The sequence below is a fragment of the Fischerella sp. PCC 9605 genome (assembly GCF_000517105.1).
GTDB lineage: Bacteria > Cyanobacteriota > Cyanobacteriia > Cyanobacteriales > Nostocaceae > PCC9605.
In genome coordinates, this window is sequence record NZ_KI912151.1 from 1,047,449 (window position 1) to 1,067,290 (window position 19,842).

At 44.1% G+C, this 19,842-nt stretch carries 18 protein-coding genes; 9 read left to right on the plus strand and 9 right to left on the minus strand.

Going from position 1 to position 19,842, the window contains the following annotated elements; genetic code table 11:
* Positions 1–290 precede the first annotated feature (290 nt).
* The 3 genes from FIS9605_RS0129625 (at position 291) to FIS9605_RS0129640 (ending at position 3,240) form a co-directional block, all read left to right on the plus strand.
* Positions 291–989 carry a Crp/Fnr family transcriptional regulator gene (locus tag FIS9605_RS0129625; RefSeq protein ID WP_026735816.1) on the plus strand — a complete coding sequence of 233 codons (699 nt, stop codon included), beginning with the start codon at positions 291–293 and terminating at the stop codon, positions 987–989.
* 271 nt (positions 990–1,260) lie between these two features.
* Entirely contained in the window at positions 1,261–1,959 is a 699-nt protein-coding gene (locus FIS9605_RS0129635; RefSeq protein ID WP_026735817.1) for a DUF2232 domain-containing protein, read from the plus strand.
* A gap of 75 nt (positions 1,960–2,034) precedes the next feature.
* A complete protein-coding gene (locus FIS9605_RS0129640; RefSeq protein ID WP_026735818.1) occupies positions 2,035–3,240 on the plus strand; it encodes a nicotinate-nucleotide--dimethylbenzimidazole phosphoribosyltransferase in 1,206 nt (401 codons plus the stop codon).
* A 67-nt stretch (positions 3,241–3,307) separates the two neighbouring features.
* Here the strand turns inward: FIS9605_RS0129640 and FIS9605_RS0129645 are convergent, their stop codons facing one another.
* The gene (locus FIS9605_RS0129645; protein ID WP_026735819.1) at positions 3,308–3,685 is read right to left on the minus strand and encodes a hypothetical protein; all 378 of its coding nucleotides are present in this window, start codon (positions 3,683–3,685) and stop codon (positions 3,308–3,310) included.
* A 573-nt stretch (positions 3,686–4,258) separates the two neighbouring features.
* Here FIS9605_RS0129645 and FIS9605_RS0129650 point away from each other — a divergent pair.
* Positions 4,259–5,410 (plus strand): extracellular solute-binding protein, encoded by a 1,152-nt coding sequence (locus tag FIS9605_RS0129650; protein WP_026735820.1) that lies wholly within the window; start codon positions 4,259–4,261, stop codon positions 5,408–5,410.
* A gap of 169 nt (positions 5,411–5,579) precedes the next feature.
* On the opposite strand, the gene FIS9605_RS0129655 is transcribed toward FIS9605_RS0129650, so the two are convergent.
* Positions 5,580–6,089 carry a hypothetical protein gene (locus FIS9605_RS0129655; protein ID WP_026735821.1) on the minus strand — a complete coding sequence of 170 codons (510 nt, stop codon included), beginning with the start codon at positions 6,087–6,089 and terminating at the stop codon, positions 5,580–5,582.
* Between the two features lie 337 nt (positions 6,090–6,426).
* Entirely contained in the window at positions 6,427–7,368 is a 942-nt protein-coding gene (locus FIS9605_RS0129660; RefSeq protein ID WP_026735822.1) for a tetratricopeptide repeat protein, read from the minus strand.
* Between the two features lie 206 nt (positions 7,369–7,574).
* On the opposite strand from FIS9605_RS0129660, the gene FIS9605_RS0129665 reads away from it, so the two are divergent.
* The gene (locus FIS9605_RS0129665) at positions 7,575–8,744 is read left to right on the plus strand and encodes a hypothetical protein (protein WP_026735823.1); all 1,170 of its coding nucleotides are present in this window, start codon (positions 7,575–7,577) and stop codon (positions 8,742–8,744) included.
* Here FIS9605_RS0129665 and FIS9605_RS0129670 read toward each other — a convergent pair.
* Positions 8,734–11,514, minus strand: a complete 2,781-nt coding sequence (locus FIS9605_RS0129670) for a U32 family peptidase (RefSeq protein WP_026735824.1) — start codon at positions 11,512–11,514, stop codon at positions 8,734–8,736. The genes FIS9605_RS0129665 and FIS9605_RS0129670 overlap by 11 nt on opposite strands.
* Before the next feature lie 184 nt (positions 11,515–11,698).
* On the opposite strand from FIS9605_RS0129670, the gene FIS9605_RS0129675 reads away from it, so the two are divergent.
* Positions 11,699–12,373 carry a DUF726 domain-containing protein gene (locus FIS9605_RS0129675; protein WP_026735825.1) on the plus strand — a complete coding sequence of 225 codons (675 nt, stop codon included), beginning with the start codon at positions 11,699–11,701 and terminating at the stop codon, positions 12,371–12,373.
* A gap of 150 nt (positions 12,374–12,523) precedes the next feature.
* Positions 12,524–12,751: a hypothetical protein gene (locus FIS9605_RS0129680; protein WP_026735826.1), complete on the plus strand. Its 228-nt coding sequence runs from the start codon at positions 12,524–12,526 to the stop codon at positions 12,749–12,751.
* A gap of 153 nt (positions 12,752–12,904) precedes the next feature.
* Here FIS9605_RS0129680 and FIS9605_RS0129685 read toward each other — a convergent pair whose 3' ends face one another.
* The 3 genes from FIS9605_RS0129685 to FIS9605_RS0129695 all read right to left on the minus strand — a co-directional run bounded on the left by FIS9605_RS0129685 (position 12,905) and on the right by FIS9605_RS0129695 (position 15,305).
* Entirely contained in the window at positions 12,905–13,516 is a 612-nt protein-coding gene (locus FIS9605_RS0129685; RefSeq protein ID WP_026735827.1) for a Uma2 family endonuclease, read from the minus strand.
* A 55-nt stretch (positions 13,517–13,571) separates the two neighbouring features.
* Positions 13,572–14,702, minus strand: coding sequence for an aldo/keto reductase (locus tag FIS9605_RS0129690; RefSeq protein WP_026735828.1), 1,131 nt, complete (start codon positions 14,700–14,702; stop codon positions 13,572–13,574).
* Positions 14,703–14,807: 105 nt separating this feature from the next.
* Complete coding sequence (locus FIS9605_RS0129695) at positions 14,808–15,305, minus strand: bifunctional nuclease family protein (RefSeq protein WP_026735829.1); 498 nt, start codon at positions 15,303–15,305, stop codon at positions 14,808–14,810.
* Between the two features lie 339 nt (positions 15,306–15,644).
* On the opposite strand from FIS9605_RS0129695, the gene FIS9605_RS0129700 reads away from it, so the two are divergent.
* Entirely contained in the window at positions 15,645–16,325 is a 681-nt protein-coding gene (locus FIS9605_RS0129700) for a riboflavin synthase (protein ID WP_026735830.1), read from the plus strand.
* Between the two features lie 83 nt (positions 16,326–16,408).
* Here the strand turns inward: FIS9605_RS0129700 and FIS9605_RS0129705 are convergent, their stop codons facing one another.
* Positions 16,409–18,037 carry a peptidoglycan DD-metalloendopeptidase family protein gene (locus FIS9605_RS0129705; RefSeq protein WP_026735831.1) on the minus strand — a complete coding sequence of 543 codons (1,629 nt, stop codon included), beginning with the start codon at positions 18,035–18,037 and terminating at the stop codon, positions 16,409–16,411.
* An 86-nt stretch (positions 18,038–18,123) separates the two neighbouring features.
* Entirely contained in the window at positions 18,124–18,942 is an 819-nt protein-coding gene (locus tag FIS9605_RS0129710) for a biotin--[acetyl-CoA-carboxylase] ligase (RefSeq protein WP_026735832.1), read from the minus strand.
* Between the two features lie 76 nt (positions 18,943–19,018).
* On the opposite strand from FIS9605_RS0129710, the gene pgeF reads away from it, so the two are divergent.
* On the plus strand, positions 19,019–19,804 hold the full coding sequence (gene pgeF, locus FIS9605_RS0129715; RefSeq protein WP_026735833.1) for a peptidoglycan editing factor PgeF: 786 nt from the start codon (positions 19,019–19,021) through the stop codon (positions 19,802–19,804).
* Positions 19,805–19,842 lie beyond the last annotated feature (38 nt).

Genomic DNA, 19,842 nt, shown 5'->3' on the forward strand with positions numbered 1-19,842 from the left:
TTAATAAGCTTGAGTATCATTGATATAGTTTGCCTATATTATCTAAATAACTATCGTTGCAGTACGCCCAAAATCAAAATTCAGTAGGCTAAATACTGCATCTTTATGCAAAACTTTTACCTAGTTTTAACTTATAGGTAAAGATAGTTGAGAACAAAACCTCTTGTCACTTGATTGTGTAGCAGAGTTTAGCTTGATCTTGCAAAGGGCTGGTGCTTTGAAAGCTGATGCTCAAAGTGGCGCTTTTGTTTGTTGTGTAGATTGCAGCGTTTATCAATTAAGATGTCGTAATGGAAGACCGATATAGCGTGCAGACACCCGCCAATCCCTGGATTTTCTCGGCTCCCTTTTTTCAAGGGTTGCCTGAAACTGTTATAGAAGCAGCCCTAACCCATCTTGTTACCCGAACTCACCCAGCTAATCAAGTGATCCTGCTGGAAAATGATTGGGGAGGTTCGGTTTATTTTATTATGGAAGGATGGGTAAAAATTCGTACTTACAATCTTGAAGGTAAAGAGGTAACGCTAAATATTCTTGGTAAGGGAGAATTATTTGGCGAGATGGCAGCGCTCGATGAAGTGCCTCGCTCTACAGATGTGATTACTTTAACTACAACTGTGATTGGCAGTATGCCGTCCCAGGATTTTGTAAAGCTACTTCAGACAGAACCAATGGCGGGAGTAAGATTGGCGCAATTGATGGCACGACGCTTGCGGCAAGTAAATCGACGACTGCGGTTGCGGGAATCTGACAGTCAGTCACGGGTGGCTGACACCTTATTGTTTTTGGCAGAGGGACAAGGAAAAAAAGCACAAACAGGAACCGAAATTCCCAATTTGCCTCACCGCGAGTTGAGTAGTTTAAGTGGACTGGCGCGGGAAACTGTGACACGAGTATTGACGAGGTTAGAAAAGAAAGGGTTGATCAAACGGGATCAGGAAGTGATTTGTATTCCGGATTTGTCTGCCTTAGAAAGAATGATTGTGTGAAGAAGGCACAAACAAGTCAAAAGTCATTAGGTCATTAGTCATTAGTCATTAGTCATTAATCATTAATCATTAGTCATTGGTCAGTGGTTAATAGTTAGTATTTATTTTCTCACTCTCCCACTCTCCCACTCCTCTACTCCCCCACAGCCCCCAACCCCAGAGGGGACCCCTAGCCCCCACTCTCCCACTCTCCCACTCCTCTACTCTCTTATTCCCCATTCCCTTTTTCATGCGTAATAGTATACGCAGTTCATGACGATTAGTTGGTAATATGAGTATTTTAGATTCTCTGCCAGATGAGCCAGAAGAACGTATAGATAAACAAAATAATTTAAGGCAACCCCAATTAAAGCTGGATGCACCTTTGAGGATGATGGAAACGGCGTTTTTAGCCAGCACTGCCAGCTTAATTTGGTTTATTAATTTCTACTTTCCTTTGGGGCCATTGTTGCGGATATTTTTTCCGGTACCTATTGCTCTAGTTTACCTGCGCTGGGGTAAACGAGCAGCATGGATGGCAGCGGTAACATCTGGGTTACTATTGTCAGTGCTGATGGGGCCAGTTCGTAGTTTGTTGTTTGTCATGCCCTTTGCTTTTATGGGAGTACTTTTAGGGGCAGCTTGGCATCGCCGCGTTCCCTGGATTGTTTCGATTAGCTTAGGTGCAGTATTGGGTACTGTAGGGGTATTTTTTCGGTTGTGGTTGTTATCTGTATTGTCAGGGGAAGACCTCTGGGTTTATGTGATTAACCAGGTTACAGAGATTATAGAGTGGATATTCCTTAAGCTAGGAATTCTGGCATCTCCCAGTGTGTCTTTAATTAATTTGGGAGCGATCGCTCTAATTGTGTTCAACAATTTTCTCTACCTGTTCGTTGTACACCTGGCAGCATGGCTGTTGTTGGATCGTCTAGGCAACCCCATTCCCCGCCCCCCGCGCTGGGTACAAGTCCTGATGGATTATGAATAATAGTTAGTGGTTAGTAGTTAGTGGTTAGTTGAAATTCCTACTAACTACTACCAACTAACTACTACCAACTAACTTATGATTCGCATTTATACCCAAATTGAACAGGGTAAGGCATGGACTGCTCGGTATCGCAGTTGTTCACCCGTATTTGCATGTGTGTTAGGTTTTACCGAAACTGGTTTAATTCCCGGAATTTCCGCAGCTGGTCTTACACCCGAGGATCGAAAATACACAGCAATTGCTGATGCTGAATTTCTCTACTACGGCACAGGAAGAAAACCCCAATATCCCCTACCGCCTCTTACTGCTGGTGCTTCCCCTGTGTTGATTTCTCGGGCTGTGGTCGAAGCTTTGAATATTCCAATTTATTTATTTAACGCTGGGCTACCCCTACTCCCTGCTATACCAATGATTGATTTGGGTGGCACACCTGCTAGGTGTTTAAGTCATGGTCATGCTTTGGAATTGGCAACAGTACAGCACTTGTTAGAACAAGGACTGCTTTGGGGTGAACGGCTGGCTGCCAATATTCAAAAAGGCTATGTGATATTAAGTGAGTGTGTTGTTGGTGGAACGACAACTGCCTTGGCTATATTAACTGGTTTAGGTATCAACGCAGTTGGCAAAGTCAACAGCAGCCACCCGGTTTGCAACCACGAGCAAAAGTGGGCACTGGTGCAGGCGGGATTGGAGAAGATGAGGCAAGGGGCAATGGGCAATGGGCATCGGGCATCGGGCAAGGGTAAAAAAACCAATTCCCAATTCCCAATCCCCAATCCCCCACTCTTGGTTGCTCCTCTCCAACTCGTAGCAGCTGTGGGCGATCCCATGCAGGTGAGTGTAGCGGGAATGGCGATCGCACTCAGTCGCAGTTGTGGTGTTTTGCTTGCTGGTGGAACGCAAATGCTGGCGGTATACGCACTGATAAATGCGATCGCTACAGCTTATGCTCTCTCTTGGCGACCGGAAGAAGTAGTGGTTGGTACTACTCGCTGGGTAGCAGAAGATCCCACGGGTAGCACTGTTGAATTAGCTCAACTCGTGGGCAGAAGTTGCATAAATCTGGGTGGTATCCCTGTGCCCTTGTTAGCAACTCAGTTAAGTTTTGCTGATTCTCGTTATCCCCAACTCCAAGCTTATGAGCAGGGTTTTGTCAAAGAAGGTATGGGGGCTGGAGGTGCTAGTATTGCCGCTCATCTCTACAAAGATTGGCAGCAACATCAGCTTTTGGAAGCAGTTGAAGCTCAAATTGAGTGGTTGCTTTCAATCAATAGTCATTAGTCCAGAGTCAACAGAGCATTGGCTATGGACTATTGACTATTGACTAATTGGTCAATTCTCTTGAAATTTAGTGAATTCTCTTAAGCAGTAATTGTTCTTCTAAGGCAGCAATCCGATTGTATGCTGCTGTTAATTGTGCTGTCAGTCTTTGAATTTGAATTTCTGGTGCGATTTGCCTATCTCCCCCCTGAAGATTCGAGTCTGGATAAACACCGTCTGCTATTACATCCTTGTGCTCCATCTCTGGGTTAAAACTGATATGTCCCTTTAACTGTAAGCGGCCAGTCTCGCTATTTTCTAGAAGATTATCTCTATCCTCGTGTGTTGTTTCCAAGCAGCACGTCGATAAAGCTTGAGATACTTTATTATCAAGCTGCTCAATCACTTGGTAGAGGGCATCCAATTTATAACTCAGAGTTAGCACCTGCTTCTGTAATGGCTCCATTTAATACCCTCATCCGCTTATTTTTCTCTATGGTATTCAATCTAATGGCAACGTTAAACATACTTATGATTTTTTTAAGTTTTAATATCATTTTTTAAAAGAAAATATTTAAATTCATCATTCAGTAATAATTCTAAATACTTTTAGAAAGTTTCACTAAACATAAGTGTTGAGAAAGATAAATTTTTGGGAGTTTTTTCAAAAAACTAGCGCTATGTCTGATGCTGCTTGACTTTTAGCTGCATCCAAAGAAAAAACACTGAAAAAATATTCATATAAATCAGTTATATGGTTGAGGTTGGTATAGAACTGGTTAAGAAAATTAGGAGTAGATGCATCATGAAAATATGATAGGCTTCCAGACTGGCTAACAGTGACTGAAACCAGATAATTTATGTTGAAACGAAAGATAAATATATTGATTGAGCAAAAACAAGCCAAAATCTTACTAAAGCAAGATGCTAATGCTTTTTAGCAATGAAATCTAGCAAGATTGAGTATTGATTCTATTCAAAAAGCAGAATTGCTAAATTGAGATAAAATCGCCCAAAAAAGTCTCAAATTCTAAAATCAATGCATAGACGGTCTTTTTTGCAAGGAACGGTAGCACTGGCACTCGTGCAGGTGCTAGTTGGATGTAATGGCAACAAACAGGCAAAATTAAGCATTCAGTTGTTGAAAGGTTCAATCCCCGCTCAGGTAGTTGATAGGTTTCGCCAATATTTGCAGCAGGGGGTACAGTTAAAATTCGCCCCTGTAGAGCAGTTACAGGATTTATTTCAAGAATTGAAAACTTGGCACAATCAAGCTCAAACCAGCGATCGCGGGAAGGGATGGAGCGTGCCTATGCCCTTTGGATCATCAGAAAAAGCTGCTGTCGCCGATCTGGTGACATTAGGGGATTACTGGCTAAAAACAGCAATTGAGCAGAAATTAATTCAACCATTAGAAGTAGGGCAGCTAAAACAGTGGTCTGCTTTGCCGCAACGCTGGCAGGAATTAGTGAGGCGCAACGAGCAAGGTTATCTGGATGCGAAAGGAAAAATTTGGGCAGCTCCTTACCGTTGGGGTAGTACGGTAATTGTCTATCGTCGAGACAAGTTTCGGGAATTGGGATGGACACCAACAGACTGGAGCGATTTATGGCGAAGTGAACTGCGCGATCGCATTTCTTTGCTAAATCACCCACGGGAAGTGATTGGTTTAGTTTTAAAAAAACTGGGAAAATCCTATAACACCGAGAATTTGAACGCCATAGCAAACTTGGAAGGGGAATTGCGCACTTTAAACCAACAGGTAAAGTTTTATGATTCCACAAAATATTTAGAACCCCTGATTATTGGAGATACTTGGCTAGCAGTGGGTTGGTCAAATGATGTATTGCCAACGATTGGACGTTATCCGCAACTTAGGGCAGTTATTCCTCGATCGGGAACAGCACTGTGGTCAGACGTATGGGTAAAACCTGCGGGTATTAATGAAGGGGATTTAGCTTATAAATGGATTGATTTTTGTTGGCAACCAAACGTTACTGAGCTAATTTCTGTGCTTACTAAAACAAATTCACCAATTCCTACAAAAATTAAAGCTTCTGATATCCAACAGCCATTACGCAATTTGTTATTAAATAATAATGAAATTATTGCTAAAAGTGAATTTTTACTTCCCCTACCACCAGCAGTTGCTTCTCAATATGAATCTTTATTCGCAAAAATAAAGAGTTAGTAATTGGTTGTTTGTTGATTGTTGATTGTTGATTGTTGGTTGTTGGTTGTTAATCACTAGCTACTGACTGTACAGGTGCAAGTTCTTGCGCCCCTGACAACTACCCAACTACTAACCACTAACCAATGTACAGACGTGCCATGGCACGTCTGTACAACCACTAACTATTTTAAAAAGAGCGTCCTAAACCAAACTTGCCTTGAGAATTTATTTCTATCCTGCATAAAGCTGGATTTACATTTAAATTACAAGTGTAGGTTGCCAAACGTTCTTGTTGATAATTGAAAACTCTGACATTGTAACCATGATTTCTAACAACGCTACCCAAACGGTTCACAAAATCGTAGCGTTCTAGATAATCTAGTAAGCTCCAAATTTGTTGATTCACCACTACGTCTACTCGTGCGGTTTGGTTGTTTGTGGCTGGATAAGTTATCCAGTTATCTAGCAGTTTATTTTCGGAGGTTTCTTTTATCCACCACAAACTCGGAACAGTTAACTGCTGTTGATTAATGGTGTTAGCTGTGTTAGCAGAGTTTTTAGGATTAGTTAATAAATCAAGCTCTAGTGGTGCGTCAGAAGGAACTGGAATTGATGGAGTTTTTGCTAGCAAAGGTGATGTGGATAGAAAGCAAACCGTAGTCAGGTAGGTTCCAAAAAATAGAGCAAGCTGGCGCATTTTCTTCTTATTTGTGAATTGGTGAGAGATCCCATAACTAATCAATCTCTAGCTATTCCGATCTCACTGCTACTTAGAATAGTTCCCTCTTATTTTATGCAGCTGGGTTAATTACAAAGGTCATTTTGCCGTTGTATGGCGATCGCAATTATTTACACGCACTGGGTAGCACGTTGCAGGAACGCTATTTTGGTTTAGAGGTGGTTTACCCGTCAGATAGTTAAGGTTTTCTCAATTTAAAATCAACCACAGAGAGCATAGAAGATTCCCTGCGTACTCTGTGGTAAAAATCAAAACTTATATTAAACTCCACACCCACATTTTTACCTTAATAAAGCTAATGACTTTGCTCTTGCAGCAAAGCCTGAAAGCGTTCATCAGAGCGGATGTTGTCAAAGTCTGACTGAGTTTTGATCATTTGCAGGTATGTTTCTGGACAGAGACTTATTGCTTGTTGCAAGTTCTCAATTGCTGCCTCGACATTGTTCTGTAAGATCAAACAGCGAGCTTTGTTGTACCAAATCGTAGGATCGTTTGGCTGTAAATCTCCGGCTCGATTGTAGCTGATCAGTGCATCTTCGTAATGTTCTAATTTTTCCCAAGCAATACCTCGGTTTAACCACGCTTTGTAGTGGTTGGGTTGAATTGCCAAGGCGCGATCAAAGCTCTTGATGGCTTTTTGATAACGTCCCCACTCATTCAAAGTTACGCCTCGGTTATGCCAAGCCATAACGTTATCAGTATCAAACTCAATGGCGCGATCGTAGCTGTTAAGAGCTTCTTCGTAAAGCTTGAGTTCTCTTAAAGCATTGCCTTTGTTGTTCCATGCCCAATAGGCATCTGCTTGTAGGTTCAAACTACGCTCAAAGCTCTTGATAGCTTGTTCATACTGCTTCAAGTCGCACAAAGTCAAACCGCGATTGTGCCAAACAGTAGCAGCATTGGGGTTAAATTCAATGGCACGGTCAAAGCTGTTGAGAGCATCTAGGTGGCGTTCTAACTTTCCTAGAGCAATGGCGCGGTTATGCCAAACCCAACAATCGTTGGTGCGTAATCTCAGCGTCTCATCAAAACATGCGATCGCATCTTCGTGGCGACCTAAAGAACCGAGAGCAAAGCCTTTCTGGAATAAAGCTTCTGGATAATCTGGCTTACATCTGATTGCTTTGTCGAGGCTGGCGATCGCTGCTTCAAACTTTTTTACTTTGTTCCGTCGCAATCCTTGCTGGAAAAAAAATTCTGCCTCCAGATTTAGAGTCAGTTTAAATGAGTTTGGCATCATACCTTGGGATGAACTTTATTTATCCGATTCAAAAAACAATAACATAACTTAATAACTAAATTCTTTATTAATTGTTAATTGCAAAGAAAAAACTCTTCCTGGGAGAGTTGCTCAAATCTCAACAATAAAGTTGCCATTTTGACTTAAGTTCATCAACTCTATGTTTCTGGGAATACTAAGTGGAACAGTTTTGGTTCCAACTAATGAATCTCAGTATTGCATACCTAGCTCAAGGCAAACTGTATCTTAAATTTCATCAAGCACCCGTGCGTGAGTTTGAAAGTCAGTTTGGGCAAACAGTTCAGGAAAGAATGTTACAAACACAGCAACGCAAGGCTTGGAAGAATCGAGGCTTAATGGAAATGATGTTACCTCCTGGCGTTGTAGAGCAGATGCAGCAGCAACCGGAAGCAAAGCTGAATGTGGTTATCAGTAGTCTTTGCAAAGGAGAAAAAGGCAAGTTAATTTATGCGTTAGAAGCAGGAGATGTGGGTGGTATCTTTACGCTCGAACCTTCACGCGAGCATGAACAACGCCTCTTTCACAATGCCGATTTTCAGGTGGGATATCTGAGTTTTCACCCCGAACGGGAAATCATCGCCTGTGCGACTATTTACCGCAATGGTATTGCCAATATCGCCATGATGCCGTTGAATGGTTCCCGTCCTCATGATGTCACCGAGGGTGATTCCATCGACTTAGCGCCTTGCTGGATTCCTGGAAAAAATAAAGCGTTGGTGTTTCAGTCAGCAGGAATTGGGCGCAACAGCCAAGGATACGTGTGCGATCGCGCTCCTTTCAGCATCGAAAAACTAGACTGCGATCGCCAAGAAATTACTACTTTAGTAGCCGATCCCAAATACGATTTCTTGGGGCCGCGAATGAAGGCTGACGGCACACTGTATTATATTCGTCGCCCCTACCGTCCCAAACAACAGGTGAACTTGCTGCGGTGGCTGCGGGAAATTTTGCTTATCCCTTTCCGTCTTGCCTATGCTATTTTTCAATGGCTTAACTTCTTTACCCAAATATATACAGGTAAGCCTCTAATGGCAGCAGGTACGCGCAAATCCCTCGATCGCAAACAAATGAGAGTATGGGGAGAGCTAATTACTCCCGAAATGATAGGGGATAACAAGTTTAGTGAAACAGAAGCCCCTGCTTGGGTGCCGCGCTCGTGGCAGTTGGTGCGACAATTAACAAATGGTGTCGCCGAAGTAGTTGCAGAGGGGGTTTTATCCTTTGATTTGGGAGAAGACGGCACGATTGTGTATACCAACGGCAGTGGAATTTACGCGATTCATCCCGATGGTAATTTAGAGCGTTTATTTGTTGGTAACTCGATTGAATTTGTGGCGATCGTTAATGGGTAACAGAACCACGAGTTACCCCTAACTGATTTTGCAGCTTCAACTCGCGCCAAAGTTGGGAGCCTGTTATTTCGCCATGCAGTAATTGTTGGTAGTGATGTATCGTTTGAGTCACTTGCTCAGGAGTTTCATTCACAAATTCAATCCGGAAGTGTTGTAAATCAAGCTTTATCAGGCGCTGTACGTACTCAGCACCAGTTTGGGCAGTGCCGTTAAATACCGTATTTCGACAACCAGCATCAGCATGGAGGATGTGTTCTGTGCCAACGCGAGATTCCTTCGGAAACGCTCCGCGAACGCGCAATTTCACCTCATGTTTCTCGCAAGGTCGCCCGCAATTGCGAAAATCCGTTCCCGTAGATAGAAAAGCACAAAATACACAATGCTCCATGTGGAACATCGGCATATGCTGATGGATTGTCACCTCAAACCAATCAGGAGGGCTACTCTTGAGCAAGTCTTCCAGTTGGTTAATGTTCAGGTCATAGGATGCTGTCAAGCGTTCCAAACCAAACTGATTTTTCAAGAAGTCCGCTGTTAACGGGTTAGCAACATTGAGAGAAAAATCCCCAACGCAACGGTCATGAGCAAAGAACTGGAGGTGGTCATAATTCCGTACTAAATACCCATCCGCCTCACAAGCACGTACTTGCTGCAAAATCCAGTTTTCCCCAGGTTTGGTAATTCGGGGTGGTGCTACCCAGATGGTGGGGATTGGGGATTGGGGATGGAAATTGGGAATTGGTTTTCTTACCGATGCCCGATGCCCGATGCCCGATGCTCCTTGTCCTTTTTCTTGTCGCTGGCGTACCATCTCCACCGCTTCGCGATACTTGCGGGGGTCTTCAAATTCACAGTAGATAGTCTCAATTCCAGCTTGGAGTGCGGCTTGGAGTTGCTTGAGGTTGCGTACTAAAACGATAAGAGATGGGGTGGTGGGGTGGTTGGGAGATGGGGAGGGGAGTAAGTCTGAGAGGGAAGCGCTTGGATTTATTTGCCAGCGTTTGGGTTTTTTTCGCAATTCCTCCAACTGGGTGACAATTTCCCGCCGCATCCGGTTTAACTCACTTACGGGTAGCATCAGTGCATTATTTAGGTTATTTGTCAAGTTACCCAAACGAAAAGGAGTATTGCCGAGACGACCGAATTGTTCGTGCAATCGTTCTGTTGTTAGGGGTTTGGTATGGGCTTCTACTAGGGGTATTGAGGATTCGACCTGGACGACGTGACCGAGTTCATCACGGGCGATCGCCACTAAATTTTGCCCAACTTCTCCATGCACCTCAATGTTAATCGGTCGCAGAAATTGCGGCGTATCTCCAGCAAAACTCTGACGCAATTGCTTATCCAGTTCTGGATCGCTTGTTTTCCAGACCTTATCACCCACATGCACTCGCCGCCAATTCACATCACGTCGCCCAAAGGTCAAAACAGTTTCCTTACCCTTGCGTTCTACCGCGTAGATGCGACCGCCTTCTTCCTTCGCTTCCGGATGACCGCAGTCAAATACAACACCATCTCCTGCTTTTACTGGTGCTTTTAGCCGTACCGTCACTTGTTCATTTCCAATGCGGGTTACTTCTCCTAGATAAACCCCCCGTTTTTTACCAAAGCGGGCATGAACCAATTCTTGATTATTAATTCCACGGAACCAGCCAGTATAAATTCCACGCGAAAAAGCCATCTCTAAGTTGTAGCGTTCTTGATCCCCCCAACCCACGCCAGTCGCTACAACGGAGGAGCCACTGCGGTGGACGGGTTCCCCGGCATAAAGCACGTGGCGTGAAACCTCCGCAACGCGCTGGCTCCCCTTAACAAGGGGGGCTTTGTTGTTCCCCCCTTTTAAAGGGGGGCTAGAAGGGATCTGCTCCATCGCTGCGTCTTCTTTCCCCTCTTCCTCTTCCAACTCCGCCCTCACCCGATCCAACGCTTGCCGATAAACACGAGTGACATTAGCAACATACTCTGGAGACTTCAACCGCCCTTCAATCTTGAGACAAGCTACGCCTGACTTCACCAAATCGGGCAAAACCTCTAACCCAGCTAAATCTTGCGGACTGAGAAGGTATTTTTTATCGCCCAAATTCACAGTTTCCCCATCTGCGATTAAATCGTAGGGCATCCGGCAAGCTTGGGCGCATTCGCCCCGGTTAGCAGAACGTCCTCCTAATGCTTCACTCGTCAAACACTGCCCGGAATAAGCTACGCACAGCGCCCCATGAACAAACACTTCCAGAGGTAAGGAAGTTCCTCTGTACGCCAACTGACTTTGAATTTTGTTGATTTCGTTGAGAGAACATTCCCGCGCAAGCACAACTAAATTACACCCGAGCGATTCCGCAAATTCCACACCTGCGGCACTCGTGATAGTCATCTGTGTAGATGCATGAATAGGGAAATCAGGAGAAATGTGGCGAATGAGACGGCAAATACCGATATCCTGGACAATTACTGCATCTACACCCGCCGCAATAATTGAGCGAATATATTGTTGTGCTTCTCTCAGTTCTTGGGGAAAGACGAGTGTATTGAGAGTGACATAGCCCTTTACACCTCTGCTGTGCAAGTACTCCATCAATTCGGGCAAATCCGCCTCAGTGAAGTTTTCTGCCCGCATCCGCGCGTTAAACCGATCCAAACCGAAGTAAATTGCATCTGCACCATTTTCGACAGCGGCTTTCGCACATTCCCAATTTCCTGCGGGGGCGAGGAGATCTGGGCGTTGGAGGGCGGGTGAAGTGGTTTCGGTGAGTTGTTGGAAATCGGCTTTCATCGGTACTAAGGCAGGATAGGTGATACCTTAGTGATTTTATCGTTGCTGGGGGGATGGTGGGGAAGGGAAAAGAGGGAGGGCGATCAATCGCTTCTTTTCTTTTAGAAATGACGTGATACATCAAGGATATTGCTGGGAATACTGAGATCAAGTCAATAGATATTGGTTGGCTCAAACTAACACAATGGATAAACCCGAACTTCGACTTATTTCACAACCAGCAGGAAGTATAAAAGCTCTAGTTTTCATAGATGGTTATTTAAGTCAAGATAAAGTACGCGACGACAGTTTGCTTACAGCATTTAGTTATGCTGGATGGAAAGATTCTGTGTATCAATTATGGTGGGATGCTTCCTGTAAATTAAGTTGTGCATTGCAATTGGGTATTTTTCACTGGCACCATTGCAAAAGTCGTGCCAAGGAGGTTGGTAGAGAATATTTACCAAGTTTAATTTCCAATAAAATTCCTGAAATAAATGTCTGTATTGTTGCTCATTCACTGGGTGCGCGTGTTGCTTATTATAGTTTGGAAGCTTGGTCAGAAACCCAACATTCACTGCAAGATGTGATTCTTCTCGGTGGTGCAGTTCGTAGGGATAGTAGTAAAAACTGGGGTTATGTAGCCTCACGAGTAAGAGGACATTTAATCAATGTGTATAACTATGATGATCTAACCTTAAAAATGGCGTTCAAATCAGCTGAAGCTGGTCAGAATGCTTGTGAACGTAAACCAATTAAAGAGCATCACTCAAAGATAATAAATGAAGATGCCACATCTTTTGTAGGTAAAAGTCACAGCGTTTCAAAATACCTAAACTATTTGCCTGAATTAGTCAGAAAGGGTTTCTGGCAGCCCTGAGATGAATACTGCTAAAACACATCGGGCTATCATTGGGGCGATATCTGGTTGGCAGTAGTAAAGTGATCGCACTCGAACATTCTAATAGAGACTTGCAAGTGGCACTATAGTACTATCAACATTCCACGATATGATTAAACAGTCATAGGTATGAAAAGTAAACTGGTTAATTTAACATACGAAATAGAAGTTCAAGCAGGTGAGAAATTGACTTTGCCAAACTCTATCGTGGAGAGTATTGGCCCAGGATGCTGGATCGTAACTATTCAACCAGCAAATCAGGAGAAGCCTTCAGTAGTTACTCGTAGCCATGATGCCTTTTTAAACGGTTACGCCCCAGAAGACGAAGGTTTGTATGATGACTATCCAACCCAGTGATTTCTGGGTGGCAGATATTCCATATACAAGTAGTAGTGCTTCTAAAAAGCGTCCGATTTTAGTACTTTGGTTAGATGGTGATGATGTTGTAGCAGCAGTCGTGACTTCTGCCAAACCGACGTTTACTATATGCTTTGCGATCGCCCTTCAACTTCATTCCTCAACATTAGCGCGATCGCCTTCTGACTCAACCACCTCAAACTTCACTTTGTTATATAAATCTTGCAGCGAAATCTGAAAGGATATTGAAGCGAGGGAAATTGCCTCATCTTCTTCGTCATACTCACGCATCAACCATCGCTTCTTAGCTGTTTTAGAATATTGCTCTACATGAATCCTAGCTTGGTCAATTAGCAGATATTCTTGAAAAGAATCAATGGTTCGATAGGCCTCAAATTTGTCTTCGCAATCGTATCCTTTTGTCGATTTTGATAAAACTTCCACTATCACCTGTGGATTCAGAATTATATCTGTACGGTTGTTAAAAAATTCTGGTTCACCCGCCACAACCATTACATCTGGATAAGTGTAAATGCGCCGTTTAGGAATCCATAGACGCATATCGCTGTTAAACACTTCATAATCTTGCTGTCTGAACGCGAAGTTCAACGCAGCATAGAAATTACCAGCTATACGATTGTGATTTGCTGTTCCACCCGCCATCGGAATGATTTGCCCGTCAATATATTCACTTTTGTAGTCAGCAGCTTCTTCTAATTCCAGGTATTCCTCTGGCGTGTAGTATCGCTGTTTTGTTGCTTCCATAGTTTTAAAAAGATGCGATCGCAATCAATAAAACTTCACCAATTGATTTAATTATTTATCCCCACAACCGCCTACCACTTTTCCCTTTTAACCTCTCATGGGTATCTTCTAACAAAGCGGGAATATCTAAATTCTCCGGACATCTCGGCAAACAGTCGCCGCATTCTGTACAGCGGTTCGCTTTCATTCCAGGAAACCAGTGACCAGCGTTTTCAAACATGCCATAACGATATTGTCCGTAATCAGTCATATCATAGGCAACTGCTAAATTTCGCAGTCGCAATACTTCTGGAATATTGATATTTTCTGGACAGGGTAAGCATTCATAGCACTGACTGCATTTCTCAGTACCCAATGCTTTATTTTTGTAATTTTCTAATCTCTGAAAAACAGTAATTTCCTCACATTTTAACTCCTCATCCCGGTCAGCAACTTGCAATGGTTCGATTAGTTCTTCTGGGGTTGCTGGCCCCACACTCAAAGTAGTAATGCGGGGGTCACTCAGTAAAAATCGATAGTTTAACTCTAGAGGCGAGAACGGATGACACAACTCAACTAGCGTTTGGGATGGCGTATACAGGCGTCCGCCTTTATCGGCGGGAGAAATGATAAACACGCCCATGTCCTTTGCTGCGGCTAGCTGAATGGCTGGTGCATGGCGTTGGAAAAAATAGTAATAATGCAGATTGACAAATTCAAAAAAGTCTGTTTTTATTGCTGCCAGAATCACTTCTAGGGAAGCGTGGGTGGAAAAGCCAACGTGTCGAACACGTCCATCAGCAACAGCTTCCTGCACTGCTTGCATACAGCCATTATTTGCTTTCACCCAGTCTAAATGTTCCCAAGTATTTAAGCCATGAATCCCCAAGCAATCTAGATAATCCAGGTGCAATCTCTCCAGGGATTCATCGATATACCGACGCATTGTGTCAGCATCTGCCGTGGGAGGGATTTTGGTAGTGATGTGAAGCTGCGAACGGGGTACTGGCAATCCTAGGGCGATCGCGCCACCAAGATACTCCTCACTCTTGCCATAACCTCTAGCAGTTTCTATATGATTAATCCCCAGCGCTATGGCTTTTTGAATCGTCTGCCATACATTTTCAACTGAAGCCAAATAGCGCATTGTTCCCAAGGAAAATACTGAAAGGCACAGTTCAGTTTTTCCAAAGCGTCGGTATCGCATTTTTAAATAAAGTTAGTCCTTTATCATTTGTCCAAAGTTCAAAGTTAATGACCAATGACTAATGACCAATGACCAATGACTTTTAAGTTAAAACTCGTCCCTGTTCTAGGATTCACCGTTGTCAAAGCGTTTGATTAAATCCTCGGGGCGGAGGTTAGAGATAAATTCGCGGAATGCTTGCTGTTCAGCCTCATCAGCATCTCTATCTACAGGTATTGATGCATCAGCTATTACCTCTTCCATTACCCAAATAGGCGTATTTGTACGGAGAGCAACAGCGATCGCATCGCTAGGACGAGCATCAATTTCTTTTTTGGCATCGCCTTGCTTGACAATCAAGGCTGCGTAGAATGTGTCCTTTTGTAGAGAATGAATGATGACGCGCTCTAGAGTCATGTTCCAGACCTCTAGAATATTTACAATCAGGTCGTGAGTTAAGGGTCTAGGAGGCTTCTGATTCTCCAGTGCGCCCATTATTGCCCTAGCCTGTTCTTGACCGATATAAATAGGCAAAGCACGCCGGTCTGAAGCATCCTTCAAAAGGACAATCGGGCTGCGGGTTATGGCATCTAACGCTATGCCAGCGACTTTCATTTCAATCATTGGCTAAGCCTCTACAATCTTTTGAGCGCTAGGAGGTACATGTAACAAATCGTACCCTTGTTTGGGCAAGTTTGGGACAATTACAAACATAGTCTTTATTTTCTATAATTGCTTCTATTAAACTCCCAAATGGTTGTGAACACCAGAGTAAGTCAAATCAGTTTAGTTCGGCAATAATATAAATATCCAAATCACTCTTATATTAACTGTAAATGTATTGGGAGCTTGATACAAAATATAGTTAAAAAAGATACTTAAATTTTGTTATACCTATAAGAATTTACTAGTTAATTTTGGTCAAAATTAAGCAATAAATAGAGTTAAATTAACTAAACAGCCGTGTTTACAGGAATAATTCAGACATTAGGAACTATAAGACCCTTAGCAGGGGATTATTGGCAAATCAGTTGTGTTAACCATGCATCAGAATCAGTTATGGGAGATCTGGCTTATGGTGACAGCGTAGCAGTGGATGGCATTTGTTTGACCGTGGAAGAAATTTTGAAGGATGGTTTTATTGCGACTGCATCACCGGAAACCTTGCGCCGTACAACCTTAGGAAAAGAGCAAGCAGAACCAAGATATGTAAATTTAGAAACTTCCTTACGGGTAGGTAGCAAAGTTGGCGGTCATTTTGTCATGGGACATGTAGACGGCATTGGTCGCATGGTCTCGGCACAACAGACAGCAACTTCTTGGGAGATGACTTTTACAGCTCCTGATGCGATCGCCCGTTACATAGTTCCCAAAGGTAGTATAGCCGTAAACGGCATCAGCCTCACAGTCGCCGACTACGATCCAGAAATTTCACAGTTTAAGGTAGCAGTTATTCCTCTTACTTATGCCGAAACCAATCTCCGCTATCTCGTTCCGGGCAGTTGGGTGAATCTTGAAGGGGATATTCTGGGCAAATACGTAGAAAAATTCCTTTATGGCGGCAAACGAGACCTAGCAGCAGACCCAGACGCAAGTCGTGATGAAATAACACCCACATTCTTGGCAGAACACGGGTATTTGTAATTGGGTACTGGGTATTGGTGATTGGGAGAAGATTCTTCTCCTAACCTACCTAGTCCCCAGTCCCTAGTCCCCAGTCCCTAATTTCAGCTGCCTGGTTCCCGATTTACCTGGGCTGTCTGAGAGGTTTGTACCAATTGATTAAGGGCAGACTGTAATGGTAGACTTGGGTCTGTTGCAACCCAGCCTTGGGGTGTCAGTTGGCGCACTTCAAAGTGCAGGTGGGGCCCTGTAGAGTTACCTGTACTGCCTACCCGTCCAATCACGCTTCCCCGTTCTACCCACTGACCAGGTTGAACAAAGATTTCGGACATGTGACCGTAGAGGGTTTGGAGAGCGTTGTTATGATTCAGGATTACAGCTAAGCCATAGCCACCCTGCCAGTCAGCAGTTTCTACTTGACCGGAGTATGCTGCCAAAATTGGTGTTCCCATAGGAGCACCCAAATCCATACCAGAGTGGAAACGGCGGTTGCCAGTAATTGGATGAGTTCGCCAACCAAATAAAGAAGTAATTGGCGCGGGAACAATCAGCGGAAACGCTAACCCTGTACCGCCAATCGCAACTCTACTACCATACATAGTGCTATAGGCGATTCGCGGTAATGTCGTTGCCAGAGGAATATTATAAGCTACTACACTGGGGCGGGGTGCTGAGTTGTCAGCTGTCATCGGTGCGGGTAAAGTACCGCCACTCGGCGCGATGGGAACAGAACTAACTGTGGTTGTAGGGGTGAAACTGCTAGGATCGGGAATATAGCGATTTGAGCGATCGCTACTCTTGGTCACGCCCACATTAGCAACCCGATTAGCATTAGCAATGACTTTAGAAATCACCCGAGGCGGACGCCATCCAGTATTGCTTTCACTCTTAGTGGCAATCCGCTTGGCTGGTGTAGCGGCAGCTAACCGAGCGTGTTGACTTTTTCTTAGCCAACTCGGTGTTCCTGTTTTGGAGTTAGCTACAGACTGATTGCTACCACAAATAGTGCTAGAAACTCCTTGCACCAATATAGCTTTACAACCGGTGGAACGTTCTGTAATTACCACGCTACTGGGAGCTTCGTACTTGGCTGCGGGATTGTAATCAGTCGGGTCAATATAAGCGTTATTGTAGTCCTTGGTTTGACCTGCTGTCGCGCTAGCAGTACTTGAAGAGTTGTTTGCTGGTTGGGCGACTTCAGGTAGTTTCTGTGGTGTAGAACTAGGCTTAGTCGGAGCTGCAAATTCTACTTGCGGTTTTCTTTCTCTAATAACAACAGGAGCATTATTGGGTGATGAGTCCCTCACCGTTTCTGTAGATTGAGAAGCTGCTACTTGGGGTTTGGAATTTCGGACTCTGACTACAGACTGGGAAGCTTCAGCTTGAGGTTGAGACTGTCTTTTTTGTGCTGGAGGCTGGGAAATTTCGACTTTCCGCAGTCTTTGTCTAAGTTTAGTTCGCCGTTGCGAAAATTCTGGCTGTGATTGAGCCACCTCTGGAGTAGGAGCAGCATGACTACGCTCAACTACTTCTTTTTTGACAATATTGCCCGCTGCTGGTTGGGAATTTTCTACTGTCGGGACAATATTATCGATGGATGATTCGGTTTGGGCAAGTACCAGGCCGCTGCTCAGAAGGCTGAAGCTGCCAAGCCAACAGATACTCTGTGCTGGCAGCGTTCGCTGCCATGAGTGGTGCAAACGGTTAGGGGCAGAGTGATTGCGCTGCGTCATTGCTTGGTGGTGGTGTAAGTACGTAGTTTGCCTAATCTTAATTTTGTCAGTAGTTTCCCAGCCCAAATTTAAAGTTTTGGGAAAGCTTAGAAATTAACCTGATTTTTGCTGTAGCCCAAACTGATTATACCGGGCTGGAGGTAGATTTCAGGTACTGTCGAAGTTACGGATGTAGATATATCCATACGCACATGCAGTTCCCCAGTAGGAGTCACACCAACTATATTGCCTGCCAAATTGTTGACGTATACGCGATCGCCAACATTTGCCAGCAACTCTAGATAGCGAGTCAATAATATATTTACTCCTTCTTGCAAAAGACTCTGTATACCGGATTCTATTCCTAGTAAAATTTTCGCCGCCAGCATTTCTAAACTGGATATAGGTCTGGACTCTCTGGAAGCTTGCCATGTTTCCAGATTAATGCCAGTTTCTGGAACTGGGTTTATCCAATTAATCCCAACACCTATGACTGCTTGGGTTATTGTTCCTTGGCTGACTTTGGTTTCCGTTAAAATACCGCCCAGTTTGCGCTTGTCGATAACTAGATCGTTAGGCCATTTAATCGCAACATCGACGCCGCATTTCCGCAATTGATTGGCAATTCCCCAAGCACTAGCAAAAGTGAGCTGATAGTTATTGTTAGCTGCTATATGAGGAGCAACAAACAGCGAAAGATACAATCCTCCCGCTGGCGAAATCCATTGCCGTCCCCATTGTCCCCGTCCAGCTGTTTGCTGAGTGGCAATAACTACACATCCAGGCTCCACTCCTTGTTCTACCAATTCCCAAAGGGTTTGATTAGTTGAAGCGACAGATTCAAATATATGCAAGCGAAACGGTAAATAAGTATACTCGCGCCCGACTTTTAGGGCTACTTCCAACTGTTGCCGATCCAATCCCACAGAGTTTACCTAAATTTGCTTGTTCAAGTTAGCATTAATTGGCTGATTTTTATTTCGTTTTTAGGCTGGTTGGAAGATGCACACTTGGCACTGGCATACTTGGCAAGGAATGTCTTATCTGACTTGTAGTCTTCTTGAAGCTTGGCCGCATGGCTTTTTTACCCAACATTTTTGGCCTCGTTCTCCAGAAGAGTTGACGATGGTACTGCATCCAGATGCTTCAGGATATCGCTTAAAACAGGTACATGGCAACACTGTGCTCACGCCTTCGGAAATTGTTACTCAGTTAAATGAGATAGAGGAAGAAAATAATTCTGCTCTGGTATCGGCAGACGGTTTAGTGAGCGAACAGCCTTTGCAAGCAGTATGGGTAGCCAGTGCTGATTGTACACCCGTGCTGATTGCTGATGAAAAAACAGGATTGGTGGCAGCAGTACACGCTGGGTGGCGAGGTACAGCAGCAAAGATTGTGCCGCAAGCAATTGCCCGCTTGCAAGCTCAGGGCAGCAAAATTGAAGATTTACGAATAGCAATGGGGCCTGCGATCGCCAAAGAAGTATACCAGGTAGCCACTCAAGTAGCCGCTGAAGTCGGGGCTAGCATTATACCACATGAAAACGAGGAAGCGATCGTTGAGGCATTGCACGAACTACCAAATTCTCCCTTACTTACAGACCCAAATCCCGGCAAAGTGCGCTTGGATGTCCGGCGAGTGAATGCTTTACAGATGGAAAAATTGGGAATTAGTCCGGAACAAATTGCGATCGCTCCTTACTGTACCTACCAAACACCAGAGCATTTCTTTTCTTACCGCCGAGAAAAACAGAAAAAAGTGCAGTGGTCGGGAATTGTAAGTCAATAATAGGGGAATGGGGAGGTGGGGTGATGGGGAGACAACTA

Excerpts from the sequence above, each read along its gene's own strand:
- FIS9605_RS0129625 (WP_026735816.1), top strand. The coding sequence starts at position 291 with ATGGAAGACCGATATAGCGTGCAGACACCCGCCAATCCCTGGATTTTC.
- FIS9605_RS0129635 (WP_026735817.1), top strand. The coding sequence starts at position 1,261 with ATGAGTATTTTAGATTCTCTGCCAGATGAGCCAGAAGAACGTATAGAT.
- FIS9605_RS0129640 (WP_026735818.1), top strand. The coding sequence starts at position 2,035 with ATGATTCGCATTTATACCCAAATTGAACAGGGTAAGGCATGGACTGCT.
- FIS9605_RS0129645 (WP_026735819.1), bottom strand. The coding sequence starts at position 3,685 with ATGGAGCCATTACAGAAGCAGGTGCTAACTCTGAGTTATAAATTGGAT.
- FIS9605_RS0129650 (WP_026735820.1), top strand. The coding sequence starts at position 4,259 with ATGCATAGACGGTCTTTTTTGCAAGGAACGGTAGCACTGGCACTCGTG.
- FIS9605_RS0129655 (WP_026735821.1), bottom strand. The coding sequence starts at position 6,089 with ATGCGCCAGCTTGCTCTATTTTTTGGAACCTACCTGACTACGGTTTGC.
- FIS9605_RS0129660 (WP_026735822.1), bottom strand. The coding sequence starts at position 7,368 with ATGCCAAACTCATTTAAACTGACTCTAAATCTGGAGGCAGAATTTTTT.
- FIS9605_RS0129665 (WP_026735823.1), top strand. The coding sequence starts at position 7,575 with ATGAATCTCAGTATTGCATACCTAGCTCAAGGCAAACTGTATCTTAAA.
- FIS9605_RS0129670 (WP_026735824.1), bottom strand. The coding sequence starts at position 11,514 with ATGAAAGCCGATTTCCAACAACTCACCGAAACCACTTCACCCGCCCTC.
- FIS9605_RS0129675 (WP_026735825.1), top strand. The coding sequence starts at position 11,699 with ATGGATAAACCCGAACTTCGACTTATTTCACAACCAGCAGGAAGTATA.
- FIS9605_RS0129680 (WP_026735826.1), top strand. The coding sequence starts at position 12,524 with ATGAAAAGTAAACTGGTTAATTTAACATACGAAATAGAAGTTCAAGCA.
- FIS9605_RS0129685 (WP_026735827.1), bottom strand. The coding sequence starts at position 13,516 with ATGGAAGCAACAAAACAGCGATACTACACGCCAGAGGAATACCTGGAA.
- FIS9605_RS0129690 (WP_026735828.1), bottom strand. The coding sequence starts at position 14,702 with ATGCGATACCGACGCTTTGGAAAAACTGAACTGTGCCTTTCAGTATTT.
- FIS9605_RS0129695 (WP_026735829.1), bottom strand. The coding sequence starts at position 15,305 with ATGATTGAAATGAAAGTCGCTGGCATAGCGTTAGATGCCATAACCCGC.
- FIS9605_RS0129705 (WP_026735831.1), bottom strand. The coding sequence starts at position 18,037 with ATGACGCAGCGCAATCACTCTGCCCCTAACCGTTTGCACCACTCATGG.
- pgeF (WP_026735833.1), top strand. The coding sequence starts at position 19,019 with ATGCACACTTGGCACTGGCATACTTGGCAAGGAATGTCTTATCTGACT.